12 protein-coding genes, 1 tRNA gene and 1 other RNA gene are annotated in these 15,548 nt (G+C 43.0%); 10 read left to right on the plus strand and 4 right to left on the minus strand.

Annotated features, from left to right (window positions below; translation table 11 throughout):
- The first annotated feature begins 47 nt into the window (after nucleotides 1-47).
- The 9 genes from rpoD to ispD all read left to right on the plus strand — a co-directional run bounded on the left by rpoD (nucleotide 48) and on the right by ispD (nucleotide 10,434).
- Nucleotides 48-1,814: an RNA polymerase sigma factor RpoD gene (rpoD, locus tag dnm_RS03175; RefSeq protein WP_207681276.1), complete on the plus strand. Its 1,767-nt coding sequence runs from the start codon at nucleotides 48-50 to the stop codon at nucleotides 1,812-1,814.
- Nucleotides 1,815-1,885: 71 nt separating this feature from the next.
- Nucleotides 1,886-1,958 (plus strand) — tRNA-Ile (locus dnm_RS03180).
- A 348-nt stretch (nucleotides 1,959-2,306) separates the two neighbouring features.
- Nucleotides 2,307-3,437 carry a Nif3-like dinuclear metal center hexameric protein gene (locus dnm_RS03185; protein WP_207681277.1) on the plus strand — a complete coding sequence of 377 codons (1,131 nt, stop codon included), beginning with the start codon at nucleotides 2,307-2,309 and terminating at the stop codon, nucleotides 3,435-3,437.
- A 56-nt stretch (nucleotides 3,438-3,493) separates the two neighbouring features.
- On the plus strand, nucleotides 3,494-4,216 hold the full coding sequence (locus dnm_RS03190) for a zinc ribbon domain-containing protein (protein ID WP_207681278.1): 723 nt from the start codon (nucleotides 3,494-3,496) through the stop codon (nucleotides 4,214-4,216).
- A 53-nt stretch (nucleotides 4,217-4,269) separates the two neighbouring features.
- Nucleotides 4,270-4,673: RNase P RNA component class A (gene rnpB, locus dnm_RS03195), an RNA gene on the plus strand.
- A gap of 665 nt (nucleotides 4,674-5,338) precedes the next feature.
- A complete protein-coding gene (locus tag dnm_RS03200; protein WP_207681279.1) occupies nucleotides 5,339-6,091 on the plus strand; it encodes an ABC transporter ATP-binding protein in 753 nt (250 codons plus the stop codon).
- Entirely contained in the window at nucleotides 6,079-7,257 is a 1,179-nt protein-coding gene (locus dnm_RS03205; protein ID WP_207681280.1) for a SufB/SufD family protein, read from the plus strand. Before dnm_RS03200 ends, dnm_RS03205 begins: the two co-directional genes overlap by 13 nt.
- A gap of 196 nt (nucleotides 7,258-7,453) precedes the next feature.
- The gene (locus tag dnm_RS03210; RefSeq protein ID WP_207681281.1) at nucleotides 7,454-8,773 is read left to right on the plus strand and encodes an HPr family phosphocarrier protein; all 1,320 of its coding nucleotides are present in this window, start codon (nucleotides 7,454-7,456) and stop codon (nucleotides 8,771-8,773) included.
- A gap of 971 nt (nucleotides 8,774-9,744) precedes the next feature.
- Entirely contained in the window at nucleotides 9,745-10,434 is a 690-nt protein-coding gene (ispD, locus tag dnm_RS03215) for a 2-C-methyl-D-erythritol 4-phosphate cytidylyltransferase (RefSeq protein WP_207681282.1), read from the plus strand.
- Between the two features lie 204 nt (nucleotides 10,435-10,638).
- On the opposite strand, the gene dnm_RS03220 is transcribed toward ispD, so the two are convergent.
- From dnm_RS03220 to dnm_RS03235, 4 genes are all read right to left on the minus strand, one after another.
- Nucleotides 10,639-11,133: a TIGR00725 family protein gene (locus tag dnm_RS03220; RefSeq protein ID WP_207681283.1), complete on the minus strand. Its 495-nt coding sequence runs from the start codon at nucleotides 11,131-11,133 to the stop codon at nucleotides 10,639-10,641.
- A gap of 180 nt (nucleotides 11,134-11,313) precedes the next feature.
- Nucleotides 11,314-11,508: a CooT family nickel-binding protein gene (locus dnm_RS03225; RefSeq protein WP_207681284.1), complete on the minus strand. Its 195-nt coding sequence runs from the start codon at nucleotides 11,506-11,508 to the stop codon at nucleotides 11,314-11,316.
- 26 nt (nucleotides 11,509-11,534) lie between these two features.
- Nucleotides 11,535-11,948, minus strand: coding sequence for a DUF3842 family protein (locus dnm_RS03230; RefSeq protein WP_207681285.1), 414 nt, complete (start codon nucleotides 11,946-11,948; stop codon nucleotides 11,535-11,537).
- Nucleotides 11,949-12,600: 652 nt separating this feature from the next.
- Nucleotides 12,601-13,308: a substrate-binding periplasmic protein gene (locus tag dnm_RS03235; RefSeq protein ID WP_207681286.1), complete on the minus strand. Its 708-nt coding sequence runs from the start codon at nucleotides 13,306-13,308 to the stop codon at nucleotides 12,601-12,603.
- A gap of 608 nt (nucleotides 13,309-13,916) precedes the next feature.
- Here dnm_RS03235 and dnm_RS03240 point away from each other — a divergent pair.
- Complete coding sequence (locus dnm_RS03240; RefSeq protein WP_246556176.1) at nucleotides 13,917-15,401, plus strand: hypothetical protein; 1,485 nt, start codon at nucleotides 13,917-13,919, stop codon at nucleotides 15,399-15,401.
- Nucleotides 15,402-15,548: the final 147 nt, after the last annotated feature.

Consider the following 15,548-nt stretch of genomic DNA (forward strand, 5'->3'; position numbering starts at 1 on the left):
TTATAAAGATAAAATCTTTATAAGATAAGACAAAAGGAGACTAATCTATGACAGAAAAATCCGCTGCAAAAATAAAAACTGTAAAAAAACTCGACAGAGACGCATTAAAAAAATTGATTTCAAAAGGAAAAGAGCTGGGCTACCTCTCTTATGACGAAATCAACAGCGCGCTTCCTGACGAAATGCTGTCTCCGGATCAGATTGACGAAACCCTCATCATGTTTGATGACCTCAATATCGAAATTGTAGATGAAAAAAAACAAAAAGTAGCGGATAAGACCAAAAAAACCGAAGAGGGAGTGATTGAAGATACTGCGGCCATATCAGATTTCGGCTCTGTGACTGATCCTGTCAAAATGTATCTGCGTGAAATGGGCCTTGTGAGTCTTTTAACCCGGGAGGAAGAGGTTGAGATTGCCAAAAGAATAGAATCCGGTGAACAGGAAGTCTTAAAATCACTGCTTGACACCACCACAGGCGTGGAAAGTATTCTGAATCTCGGAGGCCATATTGAAGGCGGCGCCCTTCGTCCCAAACATGTGCTGAGGGATATTGACGAGGGAGACACATATGTTGACGAAGCTGTTCAGATTGAGAGTTTTTTAAATACGATCCATGCCATTGAAAATTTTTATGAAGAAATCAAAGAATTTCGGGATAAAATTTTTTCCTCAGAAGATCTGGGCCCGGATGAACAGCGCCGGCTCAGAAGATATATTGCTCGCCGGAATAATAAGATATTTGAATTGTTAAAAGACTGGCGATTTGAAGCCGGGGTGATTGACAGAATTGAAAAAATGATACGGTCACAAATAGACTGGTTTGATTTTATGAACAAGAAAACATTAATGTGGGCAGACAGAATGAGTGCGTCCGCTGCGGAAATTTGTTCCTGTCTGGAAACAGAAAAGCAGTTTATTCAATGGCTTGAACCTAGATGTGACCTACAGAAAGAAGAGATGATTTCTCTTTTTATTGCAATTAAGGATATCCAAAAACAGATAAATGAAAAAGAAAAAGAGCTGAAAACAAATTGTCGTTCACTCAAGCGCATCATGTCAGGCGTTGATGAAGGACATCTCAAAGCTAAAATGGCAAAAGGTGATCTGATCAAGGCAAATCTGCGTCTGGTTGTCAGTATTGCCAAAAAATATACCAACAGAGGCCTTCAGTTTCTGGATCTGATACAGGAAGGGAATATCGGTCTGATGAAGGCGGTGGATAAGTTTGAATATCGCCGCGGGTATAAATTCAGCACATATGCCACATGGTGGATACGACAGGCCATCACCCGGGCCATCGCGGACCAGGCAAGAACTATCCGGATTCCGGTTCATATGATTGAAACCATCAACAAGCTTATCCGTACATCCAGATATCTGGTTCAGGAACTTGGCCGGGAACCCACGCCCGAAGAAATTGCTCAGAAAATGGAAATTCCTCTTGACAAAGTGCGCAAGGTGTTAAAAATTGCAAGAGAACCTATTTCTTTGGAAACGCCTATCGGAGAGGAAGAAGACAGCCATTTGGGGGATTTCATAGAAGATAAAAAATTCATGCTCCCTTCGGATGCGGCTGTGAGCCTGAATCTTGCAGAACAGACAAGAAAGGTTCTTGCAACCCTGACCCCCCGTGAAGAAAAAGTATTGCGTATGCGTTTCGGTATCGGGGAAAAAGCAGACCACACTCTTGAAGAAGTGGGACAGGATTTTGCAGTCACCCGTGAACGCATCAGACAGATTGAAGCCAAGGCGCTGAGAAAGCTGAGGCATCCGACCCGAAGCAGAAAATTGAAAAGTTTTCTTGATTATTAGTAGGTAGCTCTTGACAAAATGTTTTTCTGAAGTTAAGAAAGAGAATATACAGATTGCGTTGCTTTAAATCTGGGCCCATAGCTCAGCTGGAAGAGCCACCGGCTCATAACCGGTAGGTCCCTGGTTCGAACCCAGGTGGGCCCATATCCTGATAAAATTACTGAAACGAGGTGTTAGGTGTTAGGTGTCAGATATTAGGTATTGTAAAATAAGGGATTGTAAAGAAACTGGGGTGGACTGTTTTGCCCTTAGTGTCGAAGAAACCGAGTTTTTTGAAAAAACTCGGTTTTTTTATTATACAGGAAATGATAATATCCGGAGTGCGAAAAATAATTTTCTCACTCCGGATGCTGTTTTTTGCGAAAAATAATTTTCGCACTCCGGATGCTGTTTTTTGCGAAAAATAATTTTCGCACTCCGGATGCTGTTTTTTGCGAAAAATAATTTTTGTATTCCGGATTGTGGTTTTGTTCTTTTAAGAAAGGATCAACTATGGCTGAGACACTGGCAGATATTATCAGGATAATGGAACAGGTTGCTCCGTCACACCTTGCAGAAGACTGGGATAATTCAGGATTGCAGGTTGGAAAAAAGGACTGGCCCGTAAAAACCATATGGGTGTCGCTGGACCCCGGTCCCGATGTTGTGGCTCATGCCTGTAAAAATAACGCTGACCTTTTAATCACACACCATCCTCTGATTTTTAAGCCTTTAAAATCTGTTGATTTCAGCACCCCCACAGGTTCTGTTGTCCATATGGCAAGCCAACATCATCTGGCTATCTTTTCGGCCCATACCAACCTTGACAGCGCGACGGGCGGCGTCAATGATGTGCTGGCGTCCGAAATCGGACTGAAGAACACGAAAGTGCTGCAAAAGGCAGAAGAACCGGAAATCTGTAAGCTTGTTATCTATGTTCCGGCCGAATATGAGCAAAAAGTTTCAGATGCCCTTTTTGAAACAAAAGCAGGCAGAATTGGTGAGTATTCATGTTGTTCATTCAGAAACAAAGGCAAAGGCACATTCAGACCAAATGATTTGGCAAAGCCGTTCATTGGAAAGCCGGGTGAAATTTCTCTTACAGATGAAATCAGAATGGAAGTGGTCGTATCAAGAAATGATCTTATAAATGTGATTGAGCATGTAAGGGAAAAACATCCATATGAAACTATGGCATATGATGTTTATCCGCTGAGATCGGACCTTCCGGATTTTCAAAATCTTGCAGGTCTCGGCCGAATCGGGGAGCTTGACAAAGAGATGAGCCTGACCTCTTTTGCGCTGAAAATTAAAAAACAACTGAAACTTAACTCCTTAAAAATATCTGGAAAACCAGATATGCCTGTTCATAAAGCGGCTGTATGCACAGGAAGCGGCTCCGGTCTGATGAAAGCGTTTTTTTTATCCGGGGCCCAGGTTTATATCAGCGGAGATCTGCGGTATCATGACGCAAGGGAAGCAGAAGCAGCTGGTCTGGGTCTTATTGATATCGGGCATTTCGCATCTGAGCATCTCATTGTCGAACCCCTTGCTGAACAGCTTCGTAAAATTTTGTCCGAAACCGGAGCAGATGTAAAAGTTGAGGCATATCTTCTTGAAAATGATCCTTTTTTGATTGTATAAGAAAAAAATCAGTTTTTTTAAAAACAGTTTTTGTGTTATCAGAGCATAGGAAGAAAATGAAGGAAAAAATAGAAACGCTGGTAAGACTCCAAAAAATTGAAACAGAAGCTAATGGCATCAGGATTATGCTCAATAGCGTATCTGATAAGCTTGATACGCTTGAGGCCAAAGTGAATGAATTTGAACAGAGCATAGAGAAAGAAACCTCTGTGCTTAATGAATTAAAGAAGAAATATCGCTCATATGAGTCTGATATAAAAACAAATGACGCTCAAATAAAAAAGAGCCAGGAGAAATTGAATTCTGTTAAAACAAACAAAGAATATCAGGCATTATTAAAGGGAATTCAAGAGCTGAAGGCAAAAAACTCCCAGATCGAAGATGAGATGCTGGAATGTCTGGAGCGCACAAATGAAATGGAAAAGAACATTGCCATAAAAAAAGCTGAATTTTCAAAGTTTGAAAACCAGACAAAGACTGAAAAAGGAATCATTGAGAAGGAATCAAATCGGGGAAAGAAAAAGCTTGCAGATCTTGATACGGACTGGCAAAATGTTTCCAAAACAACTGACCCTGAATTGCTGAAAAAATTTATTGCGGTAAAAAGTCGGGCAGGCGGAATCGCAGTTGCACCTGTTGTGGATTCGGTGTGTCAGGCATGCAATATGAATATTCCGCCCCAGATGTACAATGATCTTTATCGCTGTGAAAGTCTGAAATTCTGTCCCAACTGTCAACGGATTATTTATTGGGAAAAACCGTCATCACTTGAAAATTGAGAATTGAAAATTGTGGGGAAATATTTTCAATTTCTGATGAATGAAAGCCGGTCAGAGCAGTCCGAACAATCGCTGGAATTATGGCTTTTTTTACACAGGACCATAATCCGGAGGAAAGTCCGAACACCACAGGGCAGGGTGCTCCGTAACGCGGAGTCGCGGCAACGTGAAGGAAAGTGCAGCAGAAAATATACCGCCTTTTTTCAGTGAACACTAAGAAAAGGTAAGGGTGAAAAGGTGTCGGTAAGAGCGCACCAGTTCCCCGGGTGACCGGGGAAGCTTTGTAAACCCCACCCGGTGCAAGACCAAATAGAGGAACGTCTGAGGGTTGCCCGCCCGAGTTCCCGGGTAGGTTGCAGGAGATGTCAGGTAACTGGCATCCGCAGATGAATGATTGTTATCCGGTTCGGGGTAACCTGAATCGGGGACAGAATTCGGCTTATGGGCTGCTTTGGCCGGTTTTTTATATCAGCCAGATGGATAATCTCACTTAATTTTCCCTGCGGGGGGAGAATCTTTCGAATTTTTTGATCTGTTGCTTAAATTTATTCGGCATGAAGAGCGTGTTTGAAAAACTCCGCAGACACGGCATATTTACGGCATGAAAATATTCTCCCTCCGCGGCCGGATATGCCGTTCCCTCGGGGTTCAGCTATAAATATGTCGTCCCTGACTCGGAAACATGGAACATATCTCGTTGTCGCAAATATGCTCCGAGTGCTGAGTCTCATAAATGGACCGGTCGGAATAGACAACAATCTTATTCAGAACAAATTTATTTTGGAACAAAACAGCGGAACAAACTTGCAATTTGTTCAGACATAACTTGAAAAATTGTGCCGCAGCCCGGACATTATTTTATTTATAGGATTCAGCACTTAGCCTGATTTGTATAGCCTGCAACCCCCGTTCTGCAAATCATGGACTAATAAAAACAATGAATTACAATCTTAACCTGATATATATGGGTTCGTTACTCCCCTCCTGGCAGTGAAGATATCTCAGCTTATTGATGACAACTTATTTTTATTGAGGTAGCGTCTCATTTACCCCTTCTCTGACTGAGCCTGGTTAAAGGTCAGAATATTTGCCCTTAACCCATATTATGAGAAAGAAATAAATATGTTACAAATTGAAGAACTTAAAGTGGAAATCGGTGGAAAAGAAATACTGCAAAACGTCAATATGGAAATCCCCAAAGGAGAAACACATATCCTTTTTGGTCCCAACGGATCCGGCAAAACCAGCCTGATGATGACCATAATGGGCTTTTCCGGTTACAATGTAACCCACGGAAAAATTACATTCAAAGGGGAAGATATCACATACATGCCTATTCACGAGCGCGCTCAGTTGGGAATCGGTGTATCATTTCAGAGACCTCCCACGATTAACGGGCTAAAAACAAAAAATATCGTTGAAATTTGTGGTATGAATCGCTCCGTTGATGTTAATGAACTGGCAAAACAGCTTGATTTTTCTGATTTTCTTGACAGAGATGTTAATCATAATTTTTCAGGAGGCGAAATAAAGCGTTCGGAACTGCTCCAGCTCATGGCCCAGGAGCCGGACCTCCTTCTTCTGGATGAGCCGGAATCCGGAGTTGATCTTGAAAGTATTGTTCTTATCGGGGATACGATAAATTCTCTTTTACATAAGGGAATTAAATTTCCCAGAAGAGGATTGTCCCATATAGCGGCTCGGACAAAATCCGCGCTTGTGATCACGCATACCGGCCATATTCTTGATTATATAACAGCAGACAAGGGCCAGGTCCTTTATGAAGGCATTGTGCGATGTTCGAGAAATGCAAGGGAAATTCTGAAATGGATAAGAGAATATGGCTATGAGGAGTGTGTATTATGTTCGAATTAGATAACAAACCCGGAGATGTCAATCTTGAAGATTATGAGACAGATGCAGAAAATCATAACTATGCGGAAGAACTGTCGGAAATCGAAGCCGCAGATGCAGAGCAGTTTCTGAATGTCGGAGTGGACATTCAGGAAATCAGACGTTCAGGCACGTTTATTCAAAAAGACAGTTCCGTGGTCCATTGTAAAACCTGTCAGGACGGCATTGAGATGATGGGCATATCTCAGGCTATGGAACAGCACGGATGGCTTGAAAATTATATATGGAAAAATGTGTCTCCTGATGCGGACAAGTTTACTTCCCGGACAAAAGAAAAGCCGCATGAGGGATATTTTATCCGGTCCCTTCCGGGTATGAAGGCATCTCATCCTGTGCAGTCCTGTCTTTATATTGCCAAAAACAAATTCTCCCAGCATGTTCATAATGTTGTGATTGCCGAAGAAGGATCAGAACTTCACATCATTACCGGATGCGCGACCGCCCCCCATCTGGACTCAGGTCTGCATGTGGGGGTCTCTGAATTTTATGTGAAAAAAGGTGCCAAACTGATGTTCACCATGATTCATGACTGGGGGGAAAATGTCAATGTCCGTCCCAGAACCGTGACCCGTGTGGAAGAGGGCGGTGTGATTGTTTCCAACTATATTTCACTAAGACCCGTGGGATCTCTTCAGATGTATCCGACAACCTATCTGGAAGGCGAAGGCGCGGTTGCACGGTTCAACAGTGTCCTTGTCGCCGGCAAAGGGAGTCATTTGGATGTGGGATCAAAGATTGTGCTGGGTGCGCCCGGGACACGTGCTGAAATCATCTCCCGGGGCATTACATCCGGGGGGACCATTATTGCCCGGGGCAACCTCATTGGGAAAGTCGCAGGCATAAAAGCGCATCTTGAATGCAAGGGCCTGATATTGAACGACGGTCTCATGCGTGCCATACCGGAACTTTCCGGATATGTTCCGGGAGTTGAAATGTCACATGAAGCAGCTGTGGGCAAGATTGATCAGCGGGAGATTGAATATCTCATGGCAAGAGGTCTTGACGAAGATGAGGCGGTTTCAACAATTGTCCGAGGATTTTTGAATGTTGATATAGAAGGATTACCTGCCAATCTGAAAGAGAAGCTTGACAAAGCTATTTCCGAAAGTCAGAAAGATATGATGTAAAAATTTGCGGAGACAGGTCTGAAGACATGTCTTTGCTGATGTAAATCACCTGTCTGATTTTGTATCAGTAGGAAAAGGCAGCTATAATAACTATGGGAACAGCTTATAAAAAAGGAACTGACAGAAGAGCAGCTTCCTTTTTTATAAGCTGTTCCCATAGTTATGTTTTTAACCCCCAATAACCAGTCGGATTTTTATGGAAGCGATAGAAGTGCAAAAAACGACCTGTGATATTTCGTTTGCCGAAAAAGTTCGGATATTTTCTCACGATTATTTGAAATGCTGTATTTATATTTCAAATTATTATACACTTGAATATTCTTTTACTAAAAAATTCTATTCAAAATTCATATACTCCTCCCAGTTGCTTGAAGATTTTCTTGATTTTCATGGGGCAAAAAACAGCAATGACTGGTATTTCTACAGGGAACTTTCGGCTGCTGTCAGACATCTGGGCATTGCATGTTATTCTCAAAAGCATATTTTAAACCGCCTTGTTTTTTATAACCTTCCGGATACAAACGGCTTTGAAAAGGAAGGGCGGGAAAACCTTGATTTTCTGACAAAATCCCTTATGAAAATGGCACCTGTGATCATCACCGAAGCCCGGCGTCTGAATATTCCCATACCAGACGAACGCTTTGGTCAGGAGGATTTTCCAGGTATTACGACCAGTGAGATACTGGAGTATGACATTGATGATGAATCCAATGTTTTTCAGCAGGAGAAAAATATTGTTAAAATTGCCAATGAATTTTTAAGCATTGTGGAAATCTTTGATCAATACAGATTCTATGAACCTTATGAACCCAAATCGCTCCTGTCCATGGTACCTGAAAATGTTAATGAAGTTGAAATACGGCGGTTTGAGATGCTTGTGCATAATCTTCAGTCTGCTTTTGACACATACGTCATACACGGCGGATTCAAAGGCGGCAACAGAAAACTCAAAACGTTCCGCAGTTTTTTTTCCGTTGTTTTTCATCTTCTCCAGATGATGGGGAGACTTCTTCATTTTTATGAACGGCATCTTTATGAATCCGGATACAAAAATATTTACAAAAAAGTTCAGGAGAACCTGACGTCTCTGATTGATCCTGAAATGCTTCTTGATCGTACTATTAATTACGGTCTTTATTATGCATGCCATTTTCTTGCAACTGGCAAAGAACTGGCAAGGGATATTCTGAATGAAAACATAGAGCGTTCTCTTATCGAAGTCCCTGTTCCCCTGCTCGGTTTTCATTGCAGACCAAGCCTTCTTATTGCAAAAATCGTACAGCACTATGGCGGAGAAGTGGAGCTATGTGTCGGAGATGACAGATTTGATGCCAGCAGTGTTCTGGATTTGCAATACGCGGGAGGGAAGATTCAAAAGGAAAACATTACCAAAGTAATTTTTAAAGGAGACACCCGTGCGCTGAGGGATATCGAAATTCTTGCCAATGTTAATTACGGCGAAGACGCAATAGGCAAAGGGGTGGCTTTGCCAACTGAGTTGAAATATTTAAGGTGATTAGAGAATTAAGAATTGAAAATTGAAAATTACTCGACAAGCTCAGTCAGGTCGTCGAACGAAATACCAAGGTGTCCGGCCGGACCGGATCAAAAAACCTGATGATCGAGTAATTAATAATTAATGGGTGATGATTGATCGTTGAAATTGATATCTAATTCCATATTCTACCGGATTTAGTGGTAAATTTTTGGGTGTGTCCCACTTTTTACACATCCGAAAAAATTAGCCACAAAGACACAAAGACACAAAGACACAAAGGAACCACGAAGAGACTTCGTCAGACTTCGTGTCTTCGTGGCAAAAAAAACGGGTGCGTCCCACTTTTTATACATCCGAAAAAATCAGCCACAAAGACACAAAGACACAAAGGAAACACAAAGAGACTTCGTCAGCCTTCGTGTCTTCGTGGCAAAAAACGGGTGCGTCCCACTCTTTTTATACATCCGAAAAAATCAGCCACAAAGACACAAAGACACAAAGGAATCGCAAAGAGACTTCGTCAGCCTTCGTGTCTTCGTGGCAAAAACGGGTGCGTCCCACTTTTTATACATCCGAAAAAATCAGCCGCAAAGACACAAAGGAACCGCAAAGAGACTTCGTGAAACTTTGCGCCTTCGCGGCTTCGTGGCAAAAAACCGGATGTGTCCCGCCTTTTACACATAAAACCTGTCCTTGTGTAAAAGGTGGGACACACCCAAATTTTTATGAATGAAAATCGGAAGGTTAGAACCTGCTCATTTTTCATAAAGGGACAGGGAGGTTCCGAGGAACTTTCCGGAATTCACCGTCAGTTATATCCGTCAGTTATAATTTTACCACTAAATCCGGTGGAATGTGCTAATTTTCAATTTTCAATTTTCAATTTTCAATTTTCAATTTTCAATTTTCAATTTTCAATTTTCAATTTTCAATTTTCAATTTTCAATTTTCAATTTTCAATTTTCAATTTTCAATTTTCAATTTAAACTATGACTTCAGCAATTATTGTAGCTGGCGGCAAGGGCCTCAGAATGAAGGAGATGGTACGCAAGCAGTATCTTTTGCTTGCGGGGCGTCCGATTTTAAGCCATACACTGGCAGTGTTTGACCAATGTGACGCGATAGATAAAATTTTTCTTGTGGCTCCGGCCGAGGATTTTGATTTTTGTCGTAAAAATCTCCTTGGTTCCTTTCATTTTGAAAAAAAAATCACTCTTGTTCCGGGAGGGGCCGAGCGTCAGTATTCTGTTTATAACGGGCTGATGGCGGTCAGTGATAAAAAAAGCATTGTTGTTATTCATGACGGTGTGCGCCCTTTTGTGCGTCATGATCAGATAACCGCTTGCATTGAAAGCGCAAAAGAGCATGGTGCATGCATTCTCGGAATGCCTGCTTTTGACACTTTGAAACAGGTAAATTCTTCGGGTGAGATTGAAAAGACGCTTGAAAGAGAGGTGATATGGCTTGCACAGACACCGCAGGCTTTTCAATATGATATCATCGTAAGCGCACACGAAGCCGCGGCTCGTGAAGGATATATCGGCACAGACGACGCATCTCTTGCAGAGCGGATGGGACAAAAAGTGAAAATAATAACCGGCAGCCGAAATAATATAAAGATTACCACTCAGGAAGACCTCAGACTCGCAGGAATAATTATGGAAAAGAGGTTGTTATGAACGGTTTCCATTTGCTGATACTTTTTTTCTGTCATTCCTGCGAAAGCAGGAATCCACTGCTCCGAGACCTGAAAAATTATGGCCAGGCACTTAATTTGATTTCTCAGGCGTTTTGCGAAAACTAATTTTCGCATTTGGGATCGGATGCTGTTGACCGGTTATTCCGAATTCTGTCCCATTGTCAGCAAAAATCCTTAGCATCAGTTATTCTTTTATCTGTCTCAGCTTCTTAATTTTTTCTATCACATCTTCAGGGGTTTTTTCATAATGCAATACGCCCTGTTTCCTATAATTCTCAAAAATTTTCCCTATATCAAAATTCATAAGAATCACAGGTCTGTTGTTTTTAAGCCCGAGTGCGATTTCAGATATCGTGCCTGATCCCCCGGGACACGCCACAACAACATGACTTGAGAGTACGTTAATACTGTTCCTCGCGCTGCCCATGCCTGTAAGAACAGGTATGGTGACATACGCTGACGCCATATCATAATTGTCATCTGGCAGAATTCCCACTGTCAGCCCGCCCTGTTCCTGGGCACCCTTTGCCGAAGCCTCCATAATTCCGGCACTTCTTCCGCCATTCAGCAGAACCCAGCCCTGATTCGCAATCAGTTGTCCCAGACGATATGCAGCATCCGCATCCTCAGGGGAAGCCTTTCCGCCTCCCATGACACCCACGATCAAAGGTCTTTTCACAATTTTTTTCCTTTATGATAAGGACTGAAAATAGGCATCCTTCATTTGTCAGTTTACAGTTTGCTCTCGAACAATTTTGCAAATTGTTCGACAGGTCAGAAAAAGTATAAACCACTTTTCAGCTTCTATGAAGGATGCCTGGAAGTATTAACAAAATAATGGTTTCACATTTTCCCTTTTTTATCCATCTGCTTTCAGAAATATCCTGTGATCTACAAGAGAAAGCGCATGAATATGATGAGCCTTTAGGAATTTCTGTTCTCCGAATATACTCACCAGAGTGATGCCCTCACCCTCAGGATCCACCGTGTCAACAGCTTCCATAATCAGTTTTTTCTCGTCTCCCTCGATTAAATAAGCATTTGCTTCACACATAGCGTCTCTCCTTGCATTGAGAATTTTCAATTCTCAATTCTTAAATGTTCGTGTATCAGAGTTTCAATCAGGTGGGGGAGCGGAATTGCAGAAACCCCCACAATTTCAAAATTTTCCCGGGAAAGGGGAATGAGCAGTTTCCTTGCCGGGCTACAGGCCACAGCTTCCGCAATCTTGGGTGTCACCTCTCCCATCATGGCATGGGCAATAACAACACTCACAGGGCCAATGATCACATCTGCCTGCTTTACGGTCTGCACAATGGCATTTTCTCCTGAAGCCCCGCGATTTGCTCTTGCCTTGAGCATCTGGGCTGTGGCAATGGCATTCGTACCCAGCGCGATAATTTCAACTGTCTCTTCAAATAATTCCTTGAGTTTTTTGATTACAGCGCTGCCAATTCCCCCTCCCTGTCCGTCAACTACACATATTTGCTTCATATTATTCAAACCTCGGAACATTCCAAAAATGAGTTTGAGGCAAATTTGATACAATATTTCTTTCTATCATAATTTTTCTCCTTTTGAAATCTCTTTAAAAAGTTAGTGATTATAGCGGATTTAGGGGAGGCCGGGGAAGCCCATATGCATCAGGCTAAGATTACAACCTACTGTTTTTATTAACTCTGATTTTGCCGGACGGGGTTTGCAACCCCGTCCGGAATATTTTCCGGATCGCCGCCCGCAAACGTTTCGGACGGGGTTGCAAACCCCGTCCGGCAGCCGTCCCGCATTCTTAGCCTGATGCATATGCGGGGAAGCCCCGTGGGGTGGCATATTTGCAGCATTCATCATGCAGGGTCGCCAAGCCCCGCGGGGTGACATATTTGCAGCATTCATCATGCAGGCAAAGCCCGGTCGGGGCGGCATATTCGTAGCATGATTTACTACTGCTACAAATATGACGCCCTTACAGGGATTTACCGGCCTCCCCTAAATCCCTTATAATCAGAAAACTTTTTTGAACATCGAGTTATAGTGATATCTGCATTGTGCTATTATCCGCAGGTTTCAGAATCTGCTCCATTTATATATTTCAGCGACTCGGGTTTGCATATCCCGTCACAAAAAGACTTTCCCAGTGGTGTTGTGATTATCTGCGGCCTGATTCAGCGATGCTCTGATCCCAAATTTCTTTGGGGCGACCTTCTTCTACCATGTTCTTTAACACCTGTGCAATTTGGGGAATGAGGTGTTCATTTTTCTTGTGCAAATAGTGATAAAGGCGGGCTTTGACCAACGGAGGCTCAAGCACTCTGATCCCTTTCATGTTCAGTTTCCTGAGTTCGATTAATCCGTTCGTCCGGGCCATCACCGCCACATCGGTTCTTCCGGCATTGAGTTTTAACAGAACTTGTTTATACGTCGGGACTGCCTCAACCGTCAGTCCCCGCGTACCTTTTTCTATAAACTTCGAACCTATTAATATCCCTATTGTATAAGGCTTCAGGCTTTCCCATCCTGTCACATCAAAAGTGACATCTTTCGTAAACACGACACCTTCCATGGCAATCACGGGAACAGGCACCCTCCGCAAATTCGGATAGAGTTCCTGAACCTCCCTGATCCGGATCACCTCTCCGTCGAACTTGCCTTTGTTTGCCATGTGCAATGCTCTTTCAGCAGGCAGTATCTTCGTCTCAATCTGAATCCCAATCCGTTGATACGCTTCCCTCAAAATATTCACACCGACCACAGCATTCAGGTGGCTATCCAACGTCGTAAGAACAAGTTTTTCCCGGGCATACACGGAACCGCTCATTATCAGGACACTGAACAGTGTCATCAGTATCATTCTCATCAGTCATTCCTTCGGAATTGCAAAAATTGAAGTTATTTTTCGTTACAGCATAAATTTTAGTTCTGATTATAACGGATTCGGGGGAGGCTCCGAATTTCAGCATGTCGCGGCATCCTCCAAATCCGTTATCATCAGTGTTTTTTTAATCAGCATCTTCTTTCTGATCGTGAAAATTACAGGCACAAATCACCAGTTTATTTTTTTCTTATATTCATATATTAACGAGATGTCAACTATACATAATGATTGAAACAAGCAGCCGCGGGTCAGATGGCCCGCAGAGTCGCATCAGTTCCGCTAAAACAGTTTCAGCAGATCAAAAAGTTTTCAGGCTGTCACAGGGCGGACACGGCGGACGGGGGAGAAACCCGGCTTTTTCCGGGGGAGATCGCCCCGTTCTGGAAAAACCCCCGGGTTTCTTTGCTGTCCCGCGCACAGTCCGGAAACTTTCCGATCTGCTGAGTTTAGGTGTTCAAATCTGAAATGATTTCTGCAAGCTTCCGGCTGAGGGTCAGGAACAAACTTGACATATTTATTTTTTTAACCTATTTGATCTGCAACTCATCTGAAATGAAAACAGACCAATCTGAAGGAGATAAATAACCCGCTTGAAAAAAACATTCAGCTTATCAGATATTGAAAACATTCTCCATCACCTGAATTACCGATGGAAATTAGAAGCTCTGGCACTCTGGAAGGGGGACAATGCCCCTTTTGAAACCCATCAGATTTATGAAGGATACGAAGCGTTCATAAATCCTGACACGCTGACATATATTGACAGGCTTGAAAATAATACTGCCAAGAACCGCCTCAGACATGCCCTGATTGATCATTATCTCCAAAGAGTGTTACTTCCCCATGAGACTGAAATGCGGGCATGGATGAGAGGGGCTGTCGCTCTTGTACACGATGAAAGATTGTATTTCCGGGATGTTATTCCCTGGTGTCAGAAGTCAGGCACATACGAAAAGCGGCAGATCCTTCAGAAAGAAACCGGGCCGCTTTGTAAATTTCTGAAGCCGTTTGCCCTCAACTACTGGAATGTCCTGCTGGACCTTCTTCGGAAAGACTTGGGGTTTGAAAATTATCTGACTTACTGTGAGCAAAAAAAAGAAATCCCCTATGCCAGGTACTATGAAACCATCAAAAAATTTCTTTCAGAGACAGATGAGCTTTATTTTCCGGCCATGGAACGCTGGACAAAAAATCGCTTTGGCCGGCCCCTGAGCGACCTTACCCGGTTTGATGCCATTAAGCTGCTGTGTCTCGAACAATTTGACCTGCTTTTTCCAGATAAGACCATGAAGGAATTAACCACTTTTTTCCGGTTCTGGCAGATCATGCCTGAAAATTTGCCAGGGCTTCAAATGGAGCTGGGAAAAGAAAAGGAAAAGGCATCACAGGGCATATCTTTTCTCCTTCAGATACCGGAAGAGGTCTATATTCTCATGCGCCCCCGGGGCGGATGGATTGATATCGAAACCTTATGGCATGAACTGGGACACGGATTTTCAGCCGTGTTCACATCTCCGGAACTCTCCATTACAGACCGGGACATGGCAACCACCTTTGCTTTATCCGAGTCTTATGCTTTTTTTCTTCAGAATCTGGCGTTGTCACGCCCTGTTTTGGAAGACTACCTCGGTCTGAGTCCTGATGACTCAGAAGACTTTTTTTATCACAAGACCCTCAGGGATATTTCTGTATTCAGGCGATACGCAGCTAAATTTATGGCCGAATTCGAGATGTTTTCAAGCGGGGACCTTTCAAACGGAGAACGTTATGCTGAACTGATGGCCCGATATACCGGATTTTACTATCAGCCCGAGGGACATCTGTTTGATCTGGTTCCCGAGTTTTACTGCCTGGAATATCTCCTGGGATGGATGGGGGCAGCGATATTGGAGGATCATCTGCGAGGCCGCATGGGGGAGCGGTGGGCGTTCTGCTCCGAGACAGGAGACATTTTGAAGAAATGGTGGGAGCAGGGGAACCAATATAATATTTTCCGATTTATGGATAAAAACAATCTTGGGCCTATGAGTCCGGCTCCGCTCCTGAAACGATGGAATGCGGTTCTGAATCCGTAATAAGGTTCGTAAACCAGTGTCCGACGAGGGGTGAAATTAGGAAAAACCGGTTGCAAAATTGCTCATTATAACGGATTGATGGGAGATCATAACTTTCTGAAATTATTATATCAGAACATGCTGTTTTCTCCGAATGTCATTCCTGAA

It is taken from the genome of Desulfonema magnum (assembly GCF_017377395.1).
Taxonomy (GTDB): domain Bacteria; phylum Desulfobacterota; class Desulfobacteria; order Desulfobacterales; family 4be13; genus Desulfonema_C; species Desulfonema_C magnum.